Source organism: Nonlabens sp. MB-3u-79 (assembly GCF_002831625.1).
Taxonomy (GTDB): domain Bacteria; phylum Bacteroidota; class Bacteroidia; order Flavobacteriales; family Flavobacteriaceae; genus Nonlabens.
This window is the reverse complement of record NZ_CP025116.1, coordinates 334,409-357,606: the sequence shown is the minus strand read 5'-3', so window position 1 is coordinate 357,606 and position 23,198 is coordinate 334,409. Positions and strand designations below refer to the sequence as shown.

Sequence of the window (23,198 nt, the reverse complement as noted above, 5' to 3'; positions counted from 1 at the left end):
TTAGTAGGGGGCATTTTAATTTTCGTGCAAATTTACAAACTGTAAGGCATAACTGCATTGTTTTGTATGAATTAGACAGAAAATAGGTAGTAAACGTTAAGTAAGAGTTAACAAAATTTCTCATATTTGTTAATTAGAATTTAGCCCCTTAATATTCAAAATTAAAATAATGAAAAGATTTCTCCTTGTATTATCCTTTCTCGTCTCTTATCTGTCAGTAGCTCAGGTTAATATAAATATGATAGGTAGTGGTCCTGCTAACCCTACCAGATATACTGGTTGCGCGACCTCTACCTTCAATGACGACGGTGGTAATGTGAATTATTCTGATAATTTTAATGGGGTGGCTCTCTTTTGTCCAATTATTCCAACAGATCGCATGATTCTAGATTTTGTTGTTATGGATTTGGAGCTCAACGATGTGCTCACTATTTATGATGGGGACAGTACAGCTGCACCGCTGTTAGCAACGATTACAAATACAAATGTTCCTCCAGGTGTTTTTCAGGCCAGTGCTGGAAACCCTTCGGGATGCCTTACCGTACAATTTATTTCTAACGGCTCTGGTAATGCTAGTGGATGGAGAGCGGCAAGACGTTGCTTTGACCCATGCCAGTCTATTGTTACTAACATTACTACTACACCACCAATAGATACAGACGGTATTTTAAGAGTGTGTCAAGGCGATACAGTCACTTTTGACGGCCAGGCTACTTTTGGCGTTGATGGTGTTGGGGCTACTTATGAATGGGATCTAGCTAATGGAGCAGGATTTAATTCTGGTCAAGTACAAACTGAAACCTACTCGATGACAGGTATCTATCAGACTAAGTTTAGAGTTACTGATGCTGCAGGTTGTTCTGATAGGGATGAAATAGATCTGGTCGTACAGGTGTCTTCAGATCCTGATTTTACAGGGACGATGGCAGCAGATACGCAGCTGTGTTTTGGAGAATCTACTACTTTAACAGGAGTTGCAACTACTCAAGAATTTTTAATTCCAGTTTCTCCTCCCGTAACAGGCCAAACTTTTTTACCTGACGGTAGCGGTGTGAGTTATACCACTTGTATTGATGTAGACCTTTTTGCTCCAGGAACCGTAATAACCAGTGCAAGTGATATCGTAAATATTTTCTTGAATATGGAGCATTCTTATTTAGGCGACTTACAACTCACTATAACCGCTCCTAATGGATCTGAAGTAGATTTACATCAGTACTCTAGTGGAGGTGGTGCTTTTCTAGGTATACCTATAGATGATGATGCTAACAGGAATCCAGGTGCTGGATTTGATTATGTGTTTACAGAAACCGCTACACAGACTTGGACTCAATACGTTACTGCCAATCCTGGAGGAACGATCCCAGCGGGAGACTATTTGCCTGTGGATCCTTACAGTACATTTATCGGTTCTCCTATAAATGGTCAGTGGTGTATCACTATAACGGATAATTTGGGATCTGATAACGGTTATATCTTTTTTTGGGGATTGAATTTTAATCCGGCAATTATTCCTGCAGATCTCTCTTTTACACCGGTAATTACTACTGAAGCATGGCAGGCGAGCCCAGATATTACGAGTACAGTAGGAAATACAGTGACCATAACTCCATCTGTTGCTGGACAAAACTGTTATACATATGAGATGACAGATAATCACGGATGTACGTATACAGAACAAGTGTGTATAGATGTGGCACCAGAGATATTAGCTGCCGCGCCTAACGATATCATCCTTTGTAATACCACGGGTACCACTACGGTAGATTTAACTCAAAACGATGCTGTAATTTTAAACGGGCTTCCTGCTGGAGATCATGTGGTCACGTACCACACTTCACAAACTGATGCTGAGAATGGAGTAGGAGCAATAGGGAATCCAACGGCTTACCCTATAAGCATGCCGCCTATGACTGTTTTTTCTGCGATTACCAATACCACGTCAAATTGCATATTGGTAGATAGTTTTGTAGTTGATGTCATCGACTTTAGTACGTTTGTGATACCTGATTTTGAGCAATGCGGCCCTATAGTGAACTTTGATCTTGATGCCTATGTATCAGCGGCACTAGGTAGCGGTGGTGGTGGCGGTTCTGGTGGTTCGAATTTTACGACTACCTACTACACTAGTTTAATGGATGCTCAAAACGAGACCAACCCTATTTTAAACCCAACTTCCTTTGATCTTGCAGTCGGTACAGTTACTATTTATGTAAGAATAGTAAGTACAGCAGATCCTAGTTGTAGTTCTATCAATCCATTTTCACTTACCGCAGCACTTATTCCTGTGGCAAATACGCCTATGGATATGGTGACTTGTGATGATTTAAGCAATGATGGCACAGAGGTTTTTGTGTTGAGTGATCAAAATGCAGCTATCTTAAACGGACAGACGGCTACAGTGACTTATCACCTTACACAGCTAGACGCGATTAACGGTGCAGCGCCACTAAACGCAGCCGGATATGCTAACACCGCTAGCCCACAAACTATTTATGCCCGTGTCACCGATAATACTTCTTTAATGTGTTCTTCCACCACGATGTTTGATCTGGTAGTGAATCGAATAGCCGTGTTTACAGGAGCAAATGATATAGTGGTTTGTGACGATATCAGTAATGACGGGTTTGACGTATTTGATCTTACTTCTCAAAACCCATCTGTATTAGGTGCCCAATTAGCCACTGATAACACTATTACTTTTTACAACTCTCCAACAGATGCAGCTGCTGGTATTAATGCTATTGTAAATCCTTCAACTTATACCAATACAACAACAGGTACAGAAACCGTATTTGTAAGAATTGAAAATAGTACAGCAACAGATTGTTATGATTCTGGCTCTTTTGATCTCATCATTAACGCTACTCCTATTGCAAATCCAGTTGCAGAAGTGATCGTTTGTGACGACCCTAGTAATGATGAGCAAGATGTATTTACTTTTAGCAGCTACTCTTCTCAAGTTCTACTCGCTCAAGATCCTTTGTTGTATGCGATTTCCTATCACGATTCTCAAGCAAATGCTGATGCTGGAACGAATACTTTAGACACCACTAGTTATACAAATACTTCAAATCCGCAGACCATTTATGTGCGAATTGAAAATGTAAATAACATGAGTTGTTTTAATACAACGACTTTTGACTTGACCATTAATGAGACTCCGGCTATAACAACGGCTCCTGATCTTACCTTATGCGACGATCCTAGTGGAGATGGCGCAGAATCATTTGATTTAACTCAAAACGATGCGATTATTTTAAATGGATTAAATCCAGCCGATTATACCATCGTGTATAGCAATGCAACTGGTGTAATTACATCTCCTTACTCCAACACTTCAAGTCCAGAAGCGATAAGCATACGTGTTGAAAACAATACCACCAACTGTTCTGATACAACTACTTTTGATTTGATCGTAAGTCCAGTACCTGCCTCTGTTCCATCTTTTACTATTGAAGAGTGTGATGAAGATGGTGATGGCGTTGCTTCTTTTACTTTAGGAGATGCAAATGCGCAGGTTATTAATGGGCAAACAGGAACCACAGTTAGTTACTATGATTCACCAGCAGATGCACTTTCTGGCTCTAACCCATTGGATACTGCCAGCTATGATAACACGATTGCTCCTCAAACTATTTATTACAGACTAGAGTTTACAAGTTCTGCATGTTTCTCTATAGGAGACTTTGTGATTGAGCCAGTAGATGCACCTATAGCAGTTACTCCTACAGCTTTAGAGGCTTGTGACGATGGTTCTGGTAATGCAACCATAGATGTTAGCCTTGCTGATGCGCAGGTTACCACTGGGCAAGCTGGATCTACCGTAGTATATTATCTAAATCAGACGGATGCAGATAGTCAAGTGAATGGTATTACAAACGATTTTACCTATTCCTCCAACACTACTTTAATTGTTAGGGTAGATGACGATAATACCAACTGTTTTAGTTTTACGACTTTAGATCTGGTGTTTCATGGGTTACCAACACCTTCTTTGTTAGATCAATACATTCTATGTCTAGATGAAAACAATAACCTTGTCAATGGTCCAGTAACTCTAGATACAGGTCTTAACGATACGGAGTATTCTTATGAATGGACATTAAATGGTGCTTTACTACCTGTTTCAACGGCTTCTATAGACGTTGCAGAAGGCGGGGATTATCAACTGACAGCTACTCGGATTGCTACAGGTTGTTCCATTTCTATAACGACTAACGTGAGAGTCTCCAGTGTGCCAGAAGTGTATGATATAGACATTACAACAGATCCGTTTGATAAAGACCATCAGGTAATTGTAAGGGCACAAGGGCCAGATCAGTATTGGTACCGTCTAGATGATGGACCTTATGTGAATAACGGAACATTTAACGATGTTACTCCTGGTGCGCACACGGTTACTATTGCAGAGAGAAGTGGTTGTGGGGAGATTGTTGTGGATATATTTGTTTTTGGCTATCCAGATTATTTCACCCCTAATGCAGATGGGATTCACGATACTTGGAACATTATAGGCGGTGATCGCTTGCCAGGAACAAGGCTTTATATATTTGACCGTTATGGGAAACTCATCAAGCAACTCGATGTTGATGGACCTGGATGGGATGGAACTTATAATGGACAGGCCTTGCCAAGTAGTGACTACTGGTTCAGGATAGAATATGCTTTTGACGGTCAGCAAAGAGAAGCTTCGGGCCACTTTGCTATGAAGAGATAAAAACCTTATCATACTTATATATTATAAAGCACATCTTAATCGGTGTGCTTTTTTTATTCAAGAAATAAAAGGGATGGGCTTGCTTCTATAAAACACCAACAGGTTTGCAAACTGTTTTACTATACTACTTGTTTATAGTAGGCTGTAATTGGTAGTTCTATTTAAATATTATAATGGTCGCTGTAAGGGGTTATTTTGTTGATCAGCGTATACAAAAGAATACTTTTGACACGGCCTGTGTATGGAGTGTTTTAGATTTTGTTTTAAGAGTGTTGGTCTCTTTTTTTGAAAAAGGCAGGATTGAAATCTATTCTTTTTTCTATTAGTAAGATAATCATATAACAAAGCACCTACCGAAGTAAGTGCTTTGTTGTGTTTTCGCTTTCGCGAAAGCGAAATAAGCACTAATTATTTAGTGCATTTTGAGTTGTAAATAGCTGTTAATTGTCTTTTACAGGTTAAAACCTAAAGTAAAAACAATGTTGTCCATCTCGTTAAAAACTCCTGCTGAGGTGTTGAGACCAGTATCAAACAATTGTTGCGAATAATCTCTTTCTGAATGATCGTAGGAGATGTCTAGGATGGTTTTCCCCCAAGTATAGCCAAATCCTAAACTGTAACCCGTGAGGTCGTCCATGATGTTTTTATTTGCATAAGGAGATTCTTCCATTCGGTATCCTGCTCTAAGCGTCCAGTTTTGAACACGGTACTCTCCACCTATTCTGATACTGGCAGCTCGTTCTAAACTTTCATTTATGATTTGATTGTTATTTCTAAAAAGATCACTGTTATCAGGGCTAAATCGCATCTGACTGTAATCTTTGGACGTATAATCCAGGCTTAACAATCCGCTTTTACCAAAAATATAAGCGATGCTACCTGTTACACTTCCTGGAGATCTGAGTTGGTAAGGAGCAAATATGTTGAGTACATCAGGTCGTACTCTTGCAACTTCCGAACTGTTAGTTCCTCGTGTAATGATTTCCTGAATTTGTGACTCTTCAACCGTATACCAAGTAGGGGATTCATAGGTGGCACCTATTCTTAAATTTTCAGTAAGCTTTCCTATGAGTCCTAATTGCAAAGAGAAGCCGTTAGCCTCGGTAAAAAGGGTGTTGTCAAACCTCACATCGGTTATGCTAGCATCTGTATTGGAATTGCTTTCCTCTATACTGGTGAATCGCTCCATACTGATTACATGTGAATTCAGATTGATTCCTAAATTCCATTTCTTATTGAGTTCTAAAGCACCGTTAAAACTAAATTTACTGCTGTAACCAGAAGTTTGAACAAGATAATCCTGATTAAAACTTCCAGTACCTGTATTGCTAACGTAGTTGGTGTTGTCCAGGTCACTATCATCAGTAGAATCGATAAGAAAAGATTCATAACCTAAAAATCCTTGCTGTGCACCAAAACCAAAATCTTGCCCTAAAAACTGATAGAGATCACCTACTGTCTCACCATCTCCTGTCCTTACGATAAAATTATCTAAAGCTATTCCATTTGCGTTGTTCAAAAAGTATTGGGATATAGAAATAGGACTCGTTCCTCTCGCGTTTACAGAGTTATCAAAATTTCTAGTCATGTCGTAGTTCAAACTCATTGCAAACTTAGAAACTGTTTTGTTTTCAGGACCTTCAAATACTAAAACGCCACCAGCCTGATTGATAGTAACGTCAGAAGTTTCTGTTATGGTGTTGGTTCCAAAATAATTAGAAGTATTATCACTGCCTAGTATTCCTAGCGAGACAGCGGCATAGTTATTAGTAAAGACTACAGAACTAGCAGGATTAGATCCTATAGCGCTTAAATCGCCTCCTAAGGCTCCAAAAGCGCCGCTTAAACCTCTATAACGAGCTGTTCCATTTAAATCTTGTCCTGTGTAAAGCAATCCGTCACTAACGGATTGTGCGTTACTGAAAAGCGCGCTAGCAAATAGCGCGCTTAAAATTAAAATATTTTTCATTTTCAAAGTATATGATTAACAATTAACCTCTTCCACCCGAAGACCTACCTGATGACCCTGAGCCTGATGATCTTGATCCGGAACCAGATGATCTTGAACCAGATGATGATCTTGATCCAGAAGATCTCATAGTTCCAGAAGACCTAGAAGATGAGGATCCAGAAGACCTCATGGTACCAGAAGACCTAGAAGATGAAGATCCAGAAGACCTCATAGTACCAGACCTGTTGTTTCCTGTAGAACGTGAGCCTCTTGCATTTGAAGAAGATCTACGTGTTGTAGTGCTTCTTGTAGTTCTCGCTCTAGAAGAATTCCTTCCATTAGTAGCTCTAGTATTTCTACCTAGACTTCTTGTAGTTGCAGAAGATCTGCCGTTAGTTCCGTCAGTTCTTCCATAATAAGAGCTTCTTCCACTGTCTGCAGATCTTCCTCTTGTATTGTAATTAAGAGCCTGTCCTCTTGAAGTTCTTCCTGTATTTTGATAAGCATAACCGTTTATGTTATTTCGACCGTAGTTTCCGCCAAATCGGTTACCATAGTTACCGTTCCAACCCCAATTGTTCCATCCAAAGCCATTGCCATAAAATCCGTTGTTCCATCCGAAACCAGCATTCCAAGCCCAACTATTCCATCCAAAACCATTACCGTAAAAGCCATTGTTCCATCCAAAACCGTTGCCGTAAAAGCCATTACCGTAAAAGCCATTGTTCCATCCAAAACCGTTGCCGTAAAAGCCATTACCGTAAAAGCCATTGTTCCATCCAAAGCCATTATCATAGTAATTAACGATAACTTGACTAGGGTTGGTGCCCCAACCAGCTTCTCCACCACCATAACTCGCGGTATAATCTGGATCGGAGGCATCATAACTGCTATTAGAGTAGGATTCTACGTCTGTAAAGACACTGTCGGCTGCAAAGTTATTTCCGTGACTTTCTGCTCCTTGTTGAAAAAGAGACTCATAGTAAGCAGAAGAATTATCGGAGTACGTATCTTGTGGCTGTATTTCTTCAGCTGGATAGCTTTCTTGATTATCGCCATATATACCGTCATTGTATGAAACACTTTGATAAGAGCCGCACGAGATGAATGCTGTAGCGATTATAACGAATGCTGCTATTTTATAAAAAGCAGGCTTTTTAAAGTTTAAATTTTTCATTACGTATTTATTTGATAGCATTTGATAAAAATAAGTAGTTTTGTCAAGCATTAAAAGCATTTAACAAACTTCTAATAAAAGAAGCAAGTTTTATGCCAAACACATTATTATGGGCAAAAACCTTACAAGTAGAAGTGATGATTACTCTAAGTGGTACAATGAACTCGTTGTACAAGCAGATCTAGCAGAAAATAGTGCCGTACGCGGCTGTATGGTTATAAAGCCTTATGGATATGCAATTTGGGAGAAAATGCAGGCAGAGTTAGATCGCATGTTTAAGGAAACTGGGCATCAAAACGCCTATTTCCCTTTATTAGTGCCTAAAAGTCTCTTTGAAGCAGAAGAAAAGAATGCAGAGGGATTTGCTAAAGAATGTGCTGTTGTAACTCATTACAGACTACAAAGCGATCCAGACAACCCGGGAAAACTACGAGTAGACCCTAATGCAAAACTAGAAGAAGAGCTGGTGGTTAGGCCTACAAGCGAAGCGATTATATGGAATACCTATAAAGGCTGGATTCAGTCTTACAGAGATTTACCACTATTAATCAATCAATGGGCTAATGTGGTAAGATGGGAGATGAGAACTAGACTTTTCTTACGTACTGCAGAGTTTTTGTGGCAAGAGGGGCATACCGCTCACGCTACAAAGAAAGAAGCTTTAGCAGAGGCTGAACAAATGAATGATATCTATGCAGACTTTGCTGAGAACTTTATGGCTATCCCTGTGATTAAAGGGTTAAAAACAGAGAGTGAGCGATTTGCAGGGGCAGAAGAGACTTATTGCATCGAGGCTTTAATGCAAGATGGAAAAGCTTTGCAGGCGGGGACCAGTCACTTTTTAGGACAGAATTTTGCAAAAGCTTTTGATGTGAAATTCACCTCAAAAGAAGGGAAGCAAGAATATGTATGGGCAACTTCTTGGGGTGTTTCAACACGTCTTATGGGTGCATTAATAATGACCCACAGTGATGATCAAGGTTTGATATTACCTCCTAATCTTGCGCCCAATCAAGTGGTAATTGTTCCTATTTTCAAGACCGATGAGCAACTAGAAGCGATAACAGAAGTGGTTAACGGCATTATTAAGGAATTGCGAGCTCTAGGGGTTTCTGTAAAATTTGATTCACGAGACACGCTTAGACCAGGGGCAAAGTTTGCTCAACATGAATTGCAAGGAGTTCCATTAAGAATAGCTATAGGTGCTAGAGATCTAGAAAATGGAACGGTGGAACTTGCACGTCGAGATACTCTTTCTAAAGAAACTACTTCTATAATTGGAATTGCAGATAAAGTAAAAGAACTATTGGAGGAGATTCAAAAATCACTGCACGATAAGGCTATGAACTATAGAGACACTCACACTACGGAAGTAAACAGTTTTGAAGAATTTAAAGAAGTTTTAAAAACTAAGGGCGGATTCCTCTCTGCTCACTGGGATGGAACAGCAGCTACTGAAGATAAGATAAAGGAACTCACCAAGGCTAGTATTAGATGCATACCTATGGATGCGGTGGAAGAAGAAGGAAAGTGTGTGCTAACGGGTGAAAAGTCTAATAAGAGGGTGTTGTTTGCTAAGGCTTATTAATTTTTTTAATATTTTTTCTATTCTTTGTTGTAGAATTAAAAAAAGTGTTTATTTTTGCAACCGCTTAAACGAGCAAAAATAATGGCCCGTTCGTCTATCGGCTAGGACGCATGGTTTTCATCCATGTAAGAGGGGTTCGATTCCCCTACGGGCTACAATTTAAATCGATCTTTAACTAGATCAAGTTTTATAAGATATGGCAAATCACAAAAGTGCTTTAAAGAGAATACGTAGAAACGAAGTTGCAAGGATTAGAAATAAATACCAGCACAAAACTACGCGTAATGCAATCAAAAAATTAAAGGAAACTGAAGATAAGTCTGCAGCTGAAAAGCTCCTTGTTGATGTTTACTCTATGGTTGATAAGCTTGCTAAGAAAAATGTTATCCACTGGAATAAAGCTGGAAATTTAAAATCTAAATTAACCAAGCATGTGAATGCTATGGCATAATTAGAAAAATTAAAGTATTTTAAAAGCCTTTCAGTTTTCTGAAAGGCTTTTTTATGTTTGCTATTTTGATAGAGTTGAATGTATGTTCCGCTTTCGCGAAAGCAGTATTATACCAATTTAGGATCACTACATTTTAAAATTAAACGGGTAGCAAAATAAAAAGCTCCTAGAAAACTAAGAGCTTTAAAATGTAAAAGAAGTAACCTGCTACCTGAGGCGTATTCCAAAAGAGAGCATTCTTTCTTGTAAAGGAGAATCCTTAAAAATATCATTAAGACCATAAGTAGCAAATAGCTGTAAGTGATCCCATCCAGCATAAGCGCTAAGACCGTATAGGAAGTTATTTACTTCATAGTCATTTGTGATTGTTTGAGTCACGCCACGACCTTCTCTATCAAATTTAATGGCTTGTGAAGAGGTGGAAACAAAACCTAAATAACCACCTATTCCAAAAACAAAGGCATCATCATCACGATATCTTTTTATACCGTCTTTATACGTCTGAAGTTTACGTGGGCCGAATTCTAAATGAAACGGCGCTACTATATTAATTTGCGTGAAGGTGGATTGATCTACATCAAAGCCTATAGGTTCTAAGGTAGTGACGCTATTGATGGTTGAAAATTCTTTATTGTCATTGATGTATAAGTTGTTCATGCGCATCGCAAGACCATAATTAAATCTAATGTGATCATTTTCTGGATGCAAACGTGTCGCAAATTCGAGTCCAATTTCAAACGTACCAGAACCCCAAAAACGATAGGCGTCTCCGATACCATTGCCATCTCCTAGGGCTTGATTAAATCCAGCAGCTAGTACGAGACTAGTTGTCGTTCGTACCAACTCCTTTTCTCTGCGATCAGAATCAAATAGATTTAAGAAATCAACAGGAGCTTTTTCCAGTTCTTTTGTTTCTTCTACTTCTTGAGCAAAACTCAAAGAACAAGCTAATATTACTAACAAAGGAATTAGTGTTTTCATAATTTTTCTTTTAAAAATACCACTCCGGCTTATCTTACTAAGTTGCTTAACTAATTTTTAACCATAAAAAAAAGCCCTTGATTTCTCAAGAGCTTTAAGGGCTCATTTAGATAATGCTATTGTAAACGTATTCCAAAACTCACATACTGCGCATCAACAGAGTCGCTTTTAAAAACGTTATTGAGATTCATACGCCCGAAGAAAGTAAAATTATCTCTACCTACATAAGCATCTATACCGTATACAAATGGATTTGTGTCAAAGGCGTTTACGGTTGCTTGTTTTATGTCTCTGCCGTTTTCTTCGTATCTTAATTTAAGCCTGGAGCTCATGTTGAAACCAACAAAGCCTCCTATTCCTACTTTCCACTTATTCCACTGATTGTATCTTATTCTTCCATCTTCATATTCTTTTTTGGAATTCCCGCCATATTCTAACTGGAAAGGAAAGACCAACTGATCTTGACGGAATTTTGCGTCTTTTACATCAAAACCTATTCCTACTACTTGTGTATTATCTGTATTAGGAGAAAAGATTCTGTTTCCATTTAATTCGGTTTTCTGAGATTGATAGGTCACCCCATAGTTCATTCTCCATTTATGATTTTTACTAATGGCCGTTTGCCACTGATAGCCTAGCGAGAAATAATTATTATTTTCATAACTAAAATCCTTAATCCCTAAACCTTCTCCATTCATAAAGTTAAATCCAGCACCTAGCGTAAAACCGGAAGTAGTCAAGATCTCTTTTTTATTTTTGTGAAAAGTTCCAATATTAATTTCAATTCCTTTTTCAGTTGATATTTCGATGCTTGACGCTCCGATATCATCTGAACTGATAGAAGTTCTGATTTTAGTAAACTCAATTTCCCCATCAATTTTTTTGCGGTGTGCCGCGATCTGCATCGCTATATTTTCGGCATATTCCGTTTTTAGTTGATCTGCTTTCCCCTGTCCTAAATCTCCATCTGCTATGCTTTTATTTAAACGAATTATATATTCCTTGAGCTCTGTTTTTAAATCAGAAACAAACAAACGATGTTCTTCCTCTAAATGACTGATGATTCTACTTTTACTCGCTTGCATGTTCTGATAAGCATCTTTGCTTAGATTCATGTATTTTATGACTTTACCATTTACAGTGTCTGTTTTTACAGGTTGTTGTTTTTCTTGTCCGTAAGAAAGAAAGTTAGATAGTAGTGCTAAGATGAGTGTAATAAATAGTGTATTCTTTTTCATGATAAGTGGTTTTTAAGCATAGAGAGTGCTGTCCGTGTGTTTTAAACAGCTTGTTGTAAATAGATGATGTTTTTGTTTTATTTGTTGGCTCCTACGAGGGCAAAGGCCTCTGATTTCAATTTACCCAATTGATCGTAGATGATGTCATTTACTCTATTGCGTCGATCTGCCTCGATGTCCCATTCTGTTTCTCGTAATAATCGATCTATATTTACTTCTTCTACAGCAACCTTATTTAAACGAGTATTCTCGAGTGCTTTACTTAGAAGTAACTCCATTTCTTGCTCGGCAGTTAACGGTTGAGTTTTATTTTGAGTTATTGCATTTGCAATTGCTGGATCAATGGAATTGTCTTCTGGGATATAGTTGTTTTTTGCTTTTTCCTTAGCTGTTGGGGCTAAATCTGCGGCTGCTATTTCTGAGTTGGTACTTGTCTTGTTTTTAGTAAATTTTGCTTTAGAATCATTAAAGTTGGATTTTTTTCTAGTGGTGTTCTTTTCAGATGAAATATTTTTTTTAGTGTTCCCATTTTCTACTAATGCGATCTCATTTTCTGTTATAATTATGTCCTGTGTGACTACCTCCTTATTTTGAAAACTATTTGCTTCTATAGTAGTGTTCTTATCTTCAACCACTATTTCGTTTTGTTTTTCTGTTTTATCGATTTGGTTAGTAACTAATGGATATAAGAAGAATCCAAAAACTAGAGCAGCAGCAATGGCACTCAACCAATAAATCACTGGCTTCTTATCTTTTTTCTCTTCTTGATCTAATCGAGAAGCGAGTTGATCCCAAGCGCTTGCGCTAGGTTCAATCTTGCGATTTTCAAAAGAGTCTTTTATGTTATTAAGCTTCATAGCGTTGCTTTCTAATTTGTTGTACTTGTTCTTGGAGCATTAATCTTGCTTTGCGATATTGAGTTTTGCTGGTGTTCTCCGAGATATTTAAAAATTGGGCTATTTCTTTGTGTTTCATACTATCTATGGCGAACATAACAAAAACACTTTGGTAACCATTGGGTAAATTATCAATACATTCTTGAATTAAATGAAGAGGTAAATCAGCTTCATCTTCCTGACCATCTTCATCACATCCTATTTTTTCTTCGTCAATTTCATCTTTAAACTTAAAAACATCCTTTTTTCTCAAATGATCAATACATTCTCTTGTCATGATCCTGCGCACCCAACCTTCAAAACTTCCTTCATGAGAAAAGCTGTCCAGTTTTGTAAAAATTTTGAAAAATCCATTCAACATGATTTCTTCTGCTATTTCTACTGGCGAGATATACTGGCGGCACACGCTCAACATTTTGGGTGCATGCTTGTCAAAAAGATGCTTCTGCGACTTTCTATCGCCTTTTGCAGCTTTTTGAATCAGCTTTTTCTCGTTGGTATAAAGTTGTATCACTCTCACAATTTACATGCTTTCTATTTATATAGACGAGCCTGTTTTAAAAAAGTTGCCTAGAAAGTTTAAAAAAAGCACTTATGTCCGATAAATGATAATAGATCGCTGCTTTGAAAGAGAATAGAATATAGAGGACACTGTAATGGACTAAAAAATAGTTTTTAGGTATTTGAGATGTGCCATGTGTGACTTGGTAGGCGGTGATAAATTTCATGGCACGGTATGGTATAATGCTGTTATACCAATTTGTTTACATTCCGCTTTCGCGAAAGCGGAACGCACAAAAAAAATGCTTCTTCTCAGTTAAATGAAAAGAAGCATTGCTATAATTTTGAGACCTAGTATCTAGGTTCTTCCGTCTTTTTAAGGGCTATTTGTTATCTCCTTTATAACCAAAGCGTCTTAACTGCTTTTCATCACTACGCCAGTTTTTATTCACCTTTACATACAATTCTATGTGCACCTGCTTGCCGAAGAATTTTTGTAAATCTTTTCTAGCTTCCGTTCCTACGCGTTTTAGGGCCGTTCCTTTATGACCTATAATGATTCCTTTTTGAGTTTCCCGTTCAACCATAATCACAGAGCGTATTCTAATGATTTTTTCATCCTCAAAAAATTCTTCGGTATCTATTTCTACGGAATAGGGAATCTCTTTCTTATAGTGAATTAAGATTTTCTCTCTAATACTCTCGTTTACAAAAAATCGTTCTGGCTTGTCGGTTAAGGTATCTTTAGGATAGAAAGCTGGAGAAACAGGTAAGACTTCTACGATACGGGATAATAATTCTGGCACTCCAAAATTCATCAAGGCACTTACGGCAAAAATTTCTGCCTTAGGCAATCGTTCTTTCCAGTGAGCTACTGCTTCTTCAAGTTGAGCGGGATCTCCTTTATCTATTTTATTGACCAAGACAAATACAGGAACTTCTGCAAAGGTCAAGCGTTTTTCAAAGGCTTCGTTTTTTAATTCTTTCTCGCCCAGTTCTACCATATAAAGAATACAATCTGCATCTTCAAAGGCATTTTTAACGAACTCCATCATACTTTCTTGAAGTTTGTATGCTGGTTTTATGATACCAGGAGTGTCGCTTATAACCGCTTGAAAATCTTCCCCGTTAACAATTCCTAGAATACGGTGACGGGTCGTTTGTGCTTTTGAAGTGATGATAGAAAGGCGTTCTCCTACCAGCGAGTTCATCAGCGTGCTTTTACCTACGTTAGGGTTACCGACTATGTTTACAAATCCTGCTTTATGTTCCATTTTACAAAGATAGTCTTTAGGGTCACATGGAGAAATTCTCTTCCTTAGTTTTTACAGAAGAGGCGCTAGGATTTTGAATGTATGGCGCGTATTTTTAAGATTCAGCTTTCTTACTAAATCTATGGATTGACTTTAGTTTACAGATTCATGAATTAGGCTACTCGGTTATAATTTCTCTTAAAGGCACTAATTGATCCATCTAACTGGGGTGTGATAATGAGATGTACTCTTTAACTAAGATGAGGTTTGTTGAAATTCCGCTTTCGCGAAAGCGGTACAAATACATCCCATTATAGCTCCCTCCTTTATTTCACTGATCTATGTTTTGGGCTTTTGTTTTGCCATGGAACTGCAACAAGCGGTGTCAATTTCTATTTTTATGTCAACATCAGAAAGGCCTACGGTTTTAAGCTAATGAACCTTTGATCACACTTTCCACCACTTCAGGATTTAGTAAAGTAGAAATATCTCCTAATTGATCAGATTCTTTATGAGCTATCTTTCTCAAGATACGTCGCATGATTTTACCACTGCGTGTCTTAGGAAGTCCATCGGTAAATTGAATAACCTCTAGCTTTGCAATGGGGCCTATTCTCGAAGTAATTAAATCGTTGATTTCTTTGCGCAGGTTGTCTTGATTTCTGTCTGCTCCAGTTTCTTTTAAGGTCACATAACCGTAAAGTGCATTTCCTTTGATATCGTGAGGATAGCCTACAATAGCACTTTCTGCCACAGCAGGATGTTCATTAATAGCATCTTCTATAGGCGCTGTTCCTAGGTTGTGACCACTTACAATAATGACATCGTCTACACGACCTGTAATTCTATAATAGCCTACGGCATCACGCAATGCTCCATCACCAGTAAAGTACATATTGTCATAAGCACTAAAGTAGGTTTCTCTATACCGGTTGTGATCCCCATAAATGGTACGCGCCATGGATGGCCATGGGAATTTGATACACAATTTACCTTCTACTTGGTTGCCTTGAATTTCTTTTCCATTATCATCCATCAATGCGAGTTGCACACCAGGAAGAGGTAAGGTCGCAAATGTAGGTATGGTAGGAGTAGAGTAAGGAATAGGACTGATCATAATACCCCCAGTTTCTGTCTGGAACCAGGTGTCTGCAATGGGGCTTTTCTTTTTACCTACATTTTCATTATACCAGTGCCAAGCTTCTTCATTGATAGGCTCTCCTACTGTACCTAAAACTTTTAAAGAGCTCAAGTCATGAGAAGTGACATGAGATACGTTTTCTTTAGCGAGTGCTCTTATGACTGTCGGAGCGGTATAAAACTGATTGACTTTGTGTTTGTCAACAATATCCCAGAATCTTCCAAAGTTTGGATAGGAGGGCACTCCTTCAAACATAACTGAAGTAGCTCCATTACAAAGAGGTCCATATACAATATAACTGTGACCGGTAATCCAGCCTATGTCTGCCGTACACCAATAAATATCATTTTCTCGATATTGAAACACATTCTTAAAGGTGTAAGCGGTATAAACCATATAACCAGCAGTGGTGTGTAGCATCCCTTTAGGTTTTCCAGTAGATCCAGAAGTATAGAGTATAAATAAAGGATCTTCAGCTTCCATAATTTCTACGGGGCACTCCCCACTTATGTTTTCTAATAATGGAGCTATCCAATGGTCGCGACCACTTTTCATCTGCACGTCATTTCCAGTTCTTTTTACCACTAAAACAGATGCTATCTCACATTCTTCTAGGGCTTCATCTACGATTGATTTGAGATCTAGCGTTTTAGCACCTCGATAACTACCATCGCTGCAAATAACCATTTTACAGTCACAATCGTTGATGCGAGTGGCCAGAGCAGTAGCACTGAAACCTGCAAAAACCATAGAATGTACCGCGCCTATTCTTGCACAGGCTAGCATTGCGATAGGTAGCTCTGGAATCATTGGTAAATAAATACAGACTCTGTCCCCTTTTCTAATGCCTTGTGATTTGAGCAGGTTAGCAAATTGGCATACCCGTTTGTGCAATTCTTTATACGTAATGTGTTGTGCGGCTTCTTTAGGATCATTAGGTTCAAAAAGCAGTGCAGTTTTATCACCACGAGTCGTAAGGTGGCGGTCCAAACAATTTTCAGTGATGTTGAGTTGTGCTCCTTGAAACCATTTTACAATAGGTGTATTAAAGTCCCATTCCAGCACCTTATCCCAGCGTTTGCGCCAAAGAAAATGTTCTTCAGCTACTTCTTCCCAAAAATGTTCTGGATGGCTTACCGATTTTCTATAAACTTGCCAGTATTCTTCTAAGTGTTTGATATGGTAGTTACTCATAATTGTAAATTGAACAATAAATTTAAAATATAAATTGACACCCTGCTCAAATTACCAGGTTATATCACTATTATATTTTTATTTTGATTCACAGCAAGTAATTAAGACTACTTTTACCATCTCAAAATAAAAGTCTTGCATAGAATTATCTACTTGTTTTTTTTATTTTCTGTTGTTTTTAGCATGAATGCACAGGATAGGTTGCCTTCTACTACAGCAAGCATCAAGAAAGGAGACTTCTACGTTTACTGGGGTTGGAATCTTTCGGATTACAGCAGCAGTGATATTACATTTAAAGGAGAAGGATATAATTTCACCTTAGATAATGTAACGGCTTATGATAGGCAGAGTGATTTTGAACCTGGAAAATATCTAAACCCTACTTCAATGACCATCCCTCAATACAATTTCAGGATGGGCTATTATTTCAAAGAAAATTACAGCTTATCTTTAGGGGTGGACCATATGAAATATGTGGTAGCAGAAAATCAAACGGTTACCATAAACGGAGAGATTAACGACACCAATTCTTTATACAATGGTGTTTACAATAATGATTCTATAGTTTTAGAACCTAGTTTTCTAAGCTTTGAACATACCGACGGACTCAATTATATCAATGTAGGATTAAGACGTCATGATGATTTATTCCAATACAAAAGCTTGGAGTTGAACACCTTATTTGGTCTGGAATCTGGGTTTTTATTTCCTAAAACTAACACACGATTACTCGATAAACAACGCTATGATGATTTTCATATTTCTGGTTACGGAATCAATGCTGTAGGTGGTATTCAGGTTGCTTTTCTCAAATATTTCTTTGTTCAAAGTGAGTTAAAAGGGGGGTATATCAATATGCCTAACATCAGGACTACCATGGATGAAGCCGATTCTGCCAGTCAGAGTTTCTGGTTTTATCAGGTGAATATGGTTTTTGGAGTTCGTTTTAAGATTTTTTAATTGGATGTGTGTTTCGCTTTCGCGAAAGCAGACCTATAACAAACCATATTAGTCTTATAATTCTTGCCTTTTGAATACAGCTCATAGAGACGGAAATTCAACTGTACTTAAATCAGCAGTGATTCAATATTACACCCAGGAGCACAAGTTTTTCTGTCTTTTTCTGTCGGGTTGTTTTAAGCACCACATACTTGCATTCTTTTAATAGATTAGAAAAGCCCTAGTGAAATTAATACAAATCAAAAAAACCTTAACAATGTAGATCTACATTGTTAAGGTTTAAGTTGCTTATTTACTCTTCCCATGATCTGAACCTAATGAGTTAGGATCAGACAGAATCTATATTATTTGATGAGTAACTTAGTTGTCATTTTTCTACCACCTTGATCAAGTTCAACCATATACATTCCATTAGATAATGAGGAAGCGTTGACCTTTATTTCATCGTTAGCTGCGACAGTGGAGTTGCTTGTAAAAACATCCTGACCCAGCATATTGTATATTTTAATAGCCACAAATTGTCCAGCCAAACCAACAGCATTGATAGTGAATTGCCCCGTATTGGTAGGGTTGGGATACAGGCTAAAGCCTTCGCCAAAGTTATGGTCTCCAATTCCCAAAGTCGTGTATTCAAAATGTAAGCTGAACCTGTTAGTTGCTATGCTTTCAGGGATGGTACTATCGACTGTAAAGTCATAAAGGGTATTGTTGACCAATTGAGTTTGGGTGTTGAGGTGATTATCATTTAAACGTACTCTAACGTCTTGCGGCTGGTTACCTAAATCAAAGCTGAGGCTGTAATTTGTCGTGGTGTAGCCCGTAGTATACAATTCAACTACATGACCATCAACAGGCAGGTCTTGCTTATCAATTGCTTTGTGTCCATTGTTTGAAATGGCGTAATTTTCATCAAGATTATAAAGTTTGCTAGCATCTTCATCGCTTCCTAGTGTTGTAAAATTATCACTAAAGCGCAATCCTATGGCATCACTTTCCATAGCAGCATTCTGTAAATCTATTGATTTATACAATCGAGAGTTGATATAAAAATCTGTATTCGTATTGAAAATGCTTACCTGAGCCTGTGTAGTAGCTTTATGTGCTTCTTCAAAGGTGATGCTTCCATTTCCTGCAGCCTTATTTTGAACAAAAAAGGCTTGTCCTGGAGCAATATATTTAGTGGCGTCTGAACTGCTTGGACCCGGCACAATACTATTTGACGAAACCTCTACAGTTACATAACCTCCTCTACCATTGGAACCCGCAATGGAGGCATCCCAAACATAAATAAAGTCGGTCAAGTTAGTTGTAGTAAGACTGCCGTAATCTACTACAGCTTGATAGGGGTTGCCTATGAAGCTAAACCCACCAGCTCCTCCAGCCATGGAAGGAGCTGCATTTACGGAGCCGGTTCTCAAGGTGCCGGTAGCGCGTAAAGTCGTGTTAGTTGGGGTACTCGTATTACTAGTTAGATCTATACTTCTATCACCTCTTACCATTAATAGATAAGGAGCACCCGCAACGAGTGTGTTCATATCTGTATTGTTTATAGCCCCCCAAGTTTGTCCAATAGGGTCAAATGTAAATAATGATGGATTTCCAGAGCCGGTAGCGTCAAAACCATTTGCTCCTGTAATGGAGCCAGAGATTTGTGTTCCATAGCCTGGATTCGGATTCAAGTTAGTAGCAGAAGTGTTGTTTTCTCCTTCTTGCCAGTTCATTTTAATGGAATTACTGGAAGATACGGTCGAAGTTAGCAATCGAAATGCTCGTTTATTATTGTCTCCAGCAGGTATAAAGCGCTCCACAGTGACATTGCCTGTGCCAGAAATTGTTCCTGTAAACGTATCCAACTGACCAGTCGAAGTAGCGTTGCTTTTGAAAATGAGTTGACCATCATTATCGATATCACCATTGACATCCAAAACTCCTTCTATATTTAAGGTCTTAAAAGGTAATATGGTGAGTGTATTACTTGTTGTTGTTCCTGTTAGGGTAGGTGAGCCATTTACTACGAGCACGTTGTCTGTAGCAGTGGATACCCCGCTAGGGTTAGTAGGCGTCCAAGCATTATCGTAATACACATAGTCGTCATAAATGACCACGGTGTAATCTTCTACCTCTCCGAGAGTACTATTACCGCAAGGTGTAATATTGGATGTACCTGCTGTATTATTCATACGAATTCGCATTCTTGTTTTACCTAGAGATGCATTAGTAGGTATGTTTATATTTCCTCCAAAAGTGCCAAAACTACCCCCGAAATTATTACCAGAGGTGTCTAAAACTTTCTCTCCAGGGTCTGCAAAAACACCATCTTTATTAAAATCAATCCAAACTAATAAGCGATCGCTACTGTATGGTCCTGGATTTTCACTTACTTCAATAGGGTAACTATTACCTCTCGATACAGGAGTATATAAATTTGTAAAATCAGAATATCCCGAATGTCCAGTTGGACCATTATTAATCGTGTTAAAAACAACTCTATTTATATTTGTATAAGTGGCGGTAGGAGCTACTTGAGTTGCCCTAGCATTACAATAATCAAGTTCTAACTCTGTACCTATACTAAAAGATTCTGAGTTAATATCAAAAAAGATGTTATCAGAAGCTTTAACCATAAGCCGAGCACTTGTTGAAACTACATCTGGAACAGTAATATCTTGACTACCATCATTTGGTGTATTGCCAATCAAAAGAGTGGTGTAGGTTTGTCCTGCATCTGTAGAAAGTAAAATATCTACATTTTGAGCATTAATGCCAGCTGGATCATCGGTATTAGCTACATCCCAAGTAACGGTTTTTGTGCTATTAGCAATCCAAGCGTCACCTGTTGCACTTTGAGAAGTTACTCTAAATGGTCCTGCTGTATCATCAACTGAAAGTGTAGTGGTTTGATGTGAAACTTGTCCTCCTAAAGCATTGTTATCTCTTACAATAACTCCGAAATTTAAAGATCTAGCAACACTTGGTAAAACTTCCCAAGTGTTTGAATAAGAGTTGGTTAGCAAAGTGCTCATAGCAGGGAAATAACGAATAGGACTGTTGGAAGGTAGAAAGGTTCTAAAACTAGGCCCCCCAGAGGAAGTAGATACTGGTGGCATTGGTGCAATTTCATTGTCTATCTGATCCCAGCTATAGGTTAACGCATCCCCATTGGCATCAGAAGCTACTGCTTCAAGTGCAAAAGGGGTGCTTTTAGGAATAGTGTAATTAGGTAAAGCTTGCACTAATGGGGCTTGATTAGCTATAGTGACTTCTTGTGCACAGATACCAGTAGAACCTCCAAATCTATTACTTATCTCATTAATGCTGATGTAATGAAACATAGCATCACTTTGACCTTGAACATTTGGAGCAGCGACACCTGCATAGCTCATGATAGTACTTCCAGAACCAGGCTCAACAGCTGTATTGTTGTTTCGATTGACATTATTATTTTGTGTATGATTGGCCCCAAACTGATGCCCTAATTCGTGAGAAAGTATGCTTATGTTAAAATATTCACCAACCGGAGTTGAAAGACCAGTAGCACCTCTAGCTTTTCCACTAAGGCAAGCAGCAGGTGTCTGAGCAAGGCCGCCTCCTGTCGTACAAAGGATGTGACCAATATCATAATTGGTTAAACCAATTACAGTATCAATATTTGTTTTATTCTCATCAAGCAAAGTACTTAAACTACTGTTAGTATAAGGGTCAGAAGCTGCACTGCCAAGAGAGATAAGTTGGTCATTATTTGCAATTAACTCTAGTGTTATGCCTAAATCTCTTTCAAAGATCTGGTTAACTCGATCAATGGATACCACAATTGCAGCTTGAACTGCATTCCTAGCTGCCGCATCTGTGCTCCCTGCTGTTAAACCTGCTTGTAAGATTTGATAATCTGAATATTCTACAGTGGTGGCTACTGCAAATCTAAACTTTCTTAATTTTCCATCGTTTATAAATTTTGCGTTAGCAGAGCTAGGTTTTTCAATAGTATTTTTAGAAAGACCTTCTACTTGGCATTCAAAAGCTGCCTTTTCTTTCAATACAGCATCTTTACTACTAAAAACTATATACTGGTTGGAATTTTTCAGATAAGGATTGATGAGGGTTGTCCGGTGTTCAGAACCCACAGTTGTCGCATAAAATCCTTGTGGAGTGATGGTTATTCTTGCTGCATGTGATTTATTGGATATATTGTAACCAACATAACTTTTTATTTCTGAATATTTTTTTGCTAATTCAGGGGCCATAGTTTGGGCAGCAAAAATTCTAAACGTATCAAACTTACCATCAGGATTTGGAATACTAATTAAAACCGTAGATTTTGATTGATTGTATCGATCTGGGGCATTTGATAGATATGCCGACATTAAAGCCTTGTCTAATTTGAAATAAATAGGATTTTCTACGCTAGCTGAATATTCAATGACACCTTCTTTTTTTAGATCATTGATATCGGTCATTTCCCAAAAATTATTTTTTTGTGCAAATAGTACAATGGGAAATAAAAAGATGGATAAGGCAATTAGAGCTTTCGAAGGCATAACGTCAGGTTAGATTTAAAAAAGGTGTAATATATGATATTAAGCTTTAAAAAACATTTATTTTATTTTTTCGCATCATAAAACCATAGTAATCGATGATATATTATTCTATATCTGCAGACATCTTAAAAGAGCGATATACATAATGAATAGGCCAGTAGAATTATCAATAAACAAAGGTGAGTTATAGACTACTTAAAAACAGACCTCTCTTTAAAGTGGTCTGGCAAATCTAACATGGTCAATTAATTAAAAGAAGAAATTAGGGAGTTGTTGATTATTTTTAATTAGGACTACTTTACAAATAAAAGGTCTGTATTCATCTTATCGGCTTTTTTGTTCAACTCTTAAGGCTGTTTTTACAGAACTCGTTTATATACTGTTAATCTTATTATAATCAATTGATAAAGTAATATTACTTTGGCTTTTTAATCATTTCTATTTCGTTAATTTAGAGTCAATTAAATAAATATAATATTATGAAATTTATCAAATCAATCGGAATAATTGCTATGACCGCATCCTTATTAATGGTGTCATGTAAAGATGAAGCTGCTGAAATGGAAGCTGAAAAAATGAAAATGGAACAAGAAATGGCTGAGAAAGAAGCTG

The 23,198-nt window shown here is 37.9% G+C and carries 13 protein-coding genes and 1 tRNA gene; 5 read left to right on the top strand and 9 right to left on the bottom strand.

Annotated elements, in window-relative coordinates; genetic code table 11:
* Positions 1-169 precede the first annotated feature (169 nt).
* Positions 170-4,720, top strand: coding sequence for a T9SS type B sorting domain-containing protein (locus CW736_RS01620; RefSeq protein WP_232735386.1), 4,551 nt, complete (start codon positions 170-172; stop codon positions 4,718-4,720).
* 451 nt (positions 4,721-5,171) lie between these two features.
* Here CW736_RS01620 and CW736_RS01615 read toward each other — a convergent pair whose 3' ends face one another.
* Both CW736_RS01615 and CW736_RS01610 read right to left on the bottom strand, forming a co-directional pair.
* A complete protein-coding gene (locus CW736_RS01615; RefSeq protein WP_101012253.1) occupies positions 5,172-6,689 on the bottom strand; it encodes an OmpP1/FadL family transporter in 1,518 nt (505 codons plus the stop codon).
* Positions 6,690-6,711: 22 nt separating this feature from the next.
* Entirely contained in the window at positions 6,712-7,848 is a 1,137-nt protein-coding gene (locus CW736_RS01610; RefSeq protein ID WP_101014986.1) for a hypothetical protein, read from the bottom strand.
* 109 nt (positions 7,849-7,957) lie between these two features.
* On the opposite strand from CW736_RS01610, the gene proS reads away from it, so the two are divergent.
* The 3 genes from proS (at position 7,958) to rpsT (ending at position 9,887) form a co-directional block, all read left to right on the top strand.
* Entirely contained in the window at positions 7,958-9,436 is a 1,479-nt protein-coding gene (gene proS, locus CW736_RS01605) for a proline--tRNA ligase (RefSeq protein WP_101012252.1), read from the top strand.
* A gap of 83 nt (positions 9,437-9,519) precedes the next feature.
* Positions 9,520-9,591 (top strand) — tRNA-Glu (locus tag CW736_RS01600).
* Between the two features lie 41 nt (positions 9,592-9,632).
* Positions 9,633-9,887 (top strand): 30S ribosomal protein S20, encoded by a 255-nt coding sequence (rpsT, locus tag CW736_RS01595; protein ID WP_101012251.1) that lies wholly within the window; start codon positions 9,633-9,635, stop codon positions 9,885-9,887.
* 207 nt (positions 9,888-10,094) lie between these two features.
* Here the strand turns inward: rpsT and CW736_RS01590 are convergent, their stop codons facing one another.
* From CW736_RS01590 to acs, 6 genes are all read right to left on the bottom strand, one after another.
* Positions 10,095-10,868, bottom strand: a complete 774-nt coding sequence (locus CW736_RS01590) for a hypothetical protein (protein ID WP_101012250.1) — start codon at positions 10,866-10,868, stop codon at positions 10,095-10,097.
* 116 nt (positions 10,869-10,984) lie between these two features.
* Positions 10,985-12,106, bottom strand: coding sequence for a hypothetical protein (locus tag CW736_RS01585; protein WP_101012249.1), 1,122 nt, complete (start codon positions 12,104-12,106; stop codon positions 10,985-10,987).
* Between the two features lie 77 nt (positions 12,107-12,183).
* Entirely contained in the window at positions 12,184-12,963 is a 780-nt protein-coding gene (locus tag CW736_RS01580) for a hypothetical protein (protein ID WP_101012248.1), read from the bottom strand.
* The gene (locus CW736_RS01575) at positions 12,953-13,516 is read right to left on the bottom strand and encodes an RNA polymerase sigma factor (RefSeq protein ID WP_317044408.1); all 564 of its coding nucleotides are present in this window, start codon (positions 13,514-13,516) and stop codon (positions 12,953-12,955) included. Before CW736_RS01575 ends, CW736_RS01580 begins: the two co-directional genes overlap by 11 nt.
* Positions 13,517-13,886: 370 nt before the next feature.
* Positions 13,887-14,777: a GTPase Era gene (era, locus tag CW736_RS01570; RefSeq protein WP_101012246.1), complete on the bottom strand. Its 891-nt coding sequence runs from the start codon at positions 14,775-14,777 to the stop codon at positions 13,887-13,889.
* A 406-nt stretch (positions 14,778-15,183) separates the two neighbouring features.
* Positions 15,184-17,091, bottom strand: coding sequence for an acetate--CoA ligase (gene acs, locus CW736_RS01565; protein ID WP_101012245.1), 1,908 nt, complete (start codon positions 17,089-17,091; stop codon positions 15,184-15,186).
* Between the two features lie 135 nt (positions 17,092-17,226).
* Here acs and CW736_RS01560 point away from each other — a divergent pair, with 135 nt between their 5' ends.
* Positions 17,227-18,051, top strand: a complete 825-nt coding sequence (locus CW736_RS01560) for a hypothetical protein (protein ID WP_232735385.1) — start codon at positions 17,227-17,229, stop codon at positions 18,049-18,051.
* A gap of 344 nt (positions 18,052-18,395) precedes the next feature.
* On the opposite strand, the gene CW736_RS01555 is transcribed toward CW736_RS01560, so the two are convergent.
* Positions 18,396-22,586 carry a reprolysin-like metallopeptidase gene (locus tag CW736_RS01555; protein WP_101012243.1) on the bottom strand — a complete coding sequence of 1,397 codons (4,191 nt, stop codon included), beginning with the start codon at positions 22,584-22,586 and terminating at the stop codon, positions 18,396-18,398.
* Positions 22,587-23,198 lie beyond the last annotated feature (612 nt).

Bases quoted from the DNA above. Each gene is read 5' to 3' on its own strand.
- proS (WP_101012252.1), top strand. From the start codon at position 7,958: ATGGGCAAAAACCTTACAAGTAGAAGTGATGATTACTCTAAGTGGTAC.
- era (WP_101012246.1), bottom strand. From the start codon at position 14,777: ATGGAACATAAAGCAGGATTTGTAAACATAGTCGGTAACCCTAACGTA.
- CW736_RS01585 (WP_101012249.1), bottom strand. From the start codon at position 12,106: ATGAAAAAGAATACACTATTTATTACACTCATCTTAGCACTACTATCT.
- rpsT (WP_101012251.1), top strand. From the start codon at position 9,633: ATGGCAAATCACAAAAGTGCTTTAAAGAGAATACGTAGAAACGAAGTT.
- acs (WP_101012245.1), bottom strand. From the start codon at position 17,091: ATGAGTAACTACCATATCAAACACTTAGAAGAATACTGGCAAGTTTAT.
- CW736_RS01580 (WP_101012248.1), bottom strand. From the start codon at position 12,963: ATGAAGCTTAATAACATAAAAGACTCTTTTGAAAATCGCAAGATTGAA.
- CW736_RS01590 (WP_101012250.1), bottom strand. From the start codon at position 10,868: ATGAAAACACTAATTCCTTTGTTAGTAATATTAGCTTGTTCTTTGAGT.
- CW736_RS01620 (WP_232735386.1), top strand. From the start codon at position 170: ATGAAAAGATTTCTCCTTGTATTATCCTTTCTCGTCTCTTATCTGTCA.
- CW736_RS01610 (WP_101014986.1), bottom strand. From the start codon at position 7,848: ATGAAAAATTTAAACTTTAAAAAGCCTGCTTTTTATAAAATAGCAGCA.
- CW736_RS01555 (WP_101012243.1), bottom strand. From the start codon at position 22,586: ATGCCTTCGAAAGCTCTAATTGCCTTATCCATCTTTTTATTTCCCATT.
- CW736_RS01615 (WP_101012253.1), bottom strand. From the start codon at position 6,689: ATGAAAAATATTTTAATTTTAAGCGCGCTATTTGCTAGCGCGCTTTTC.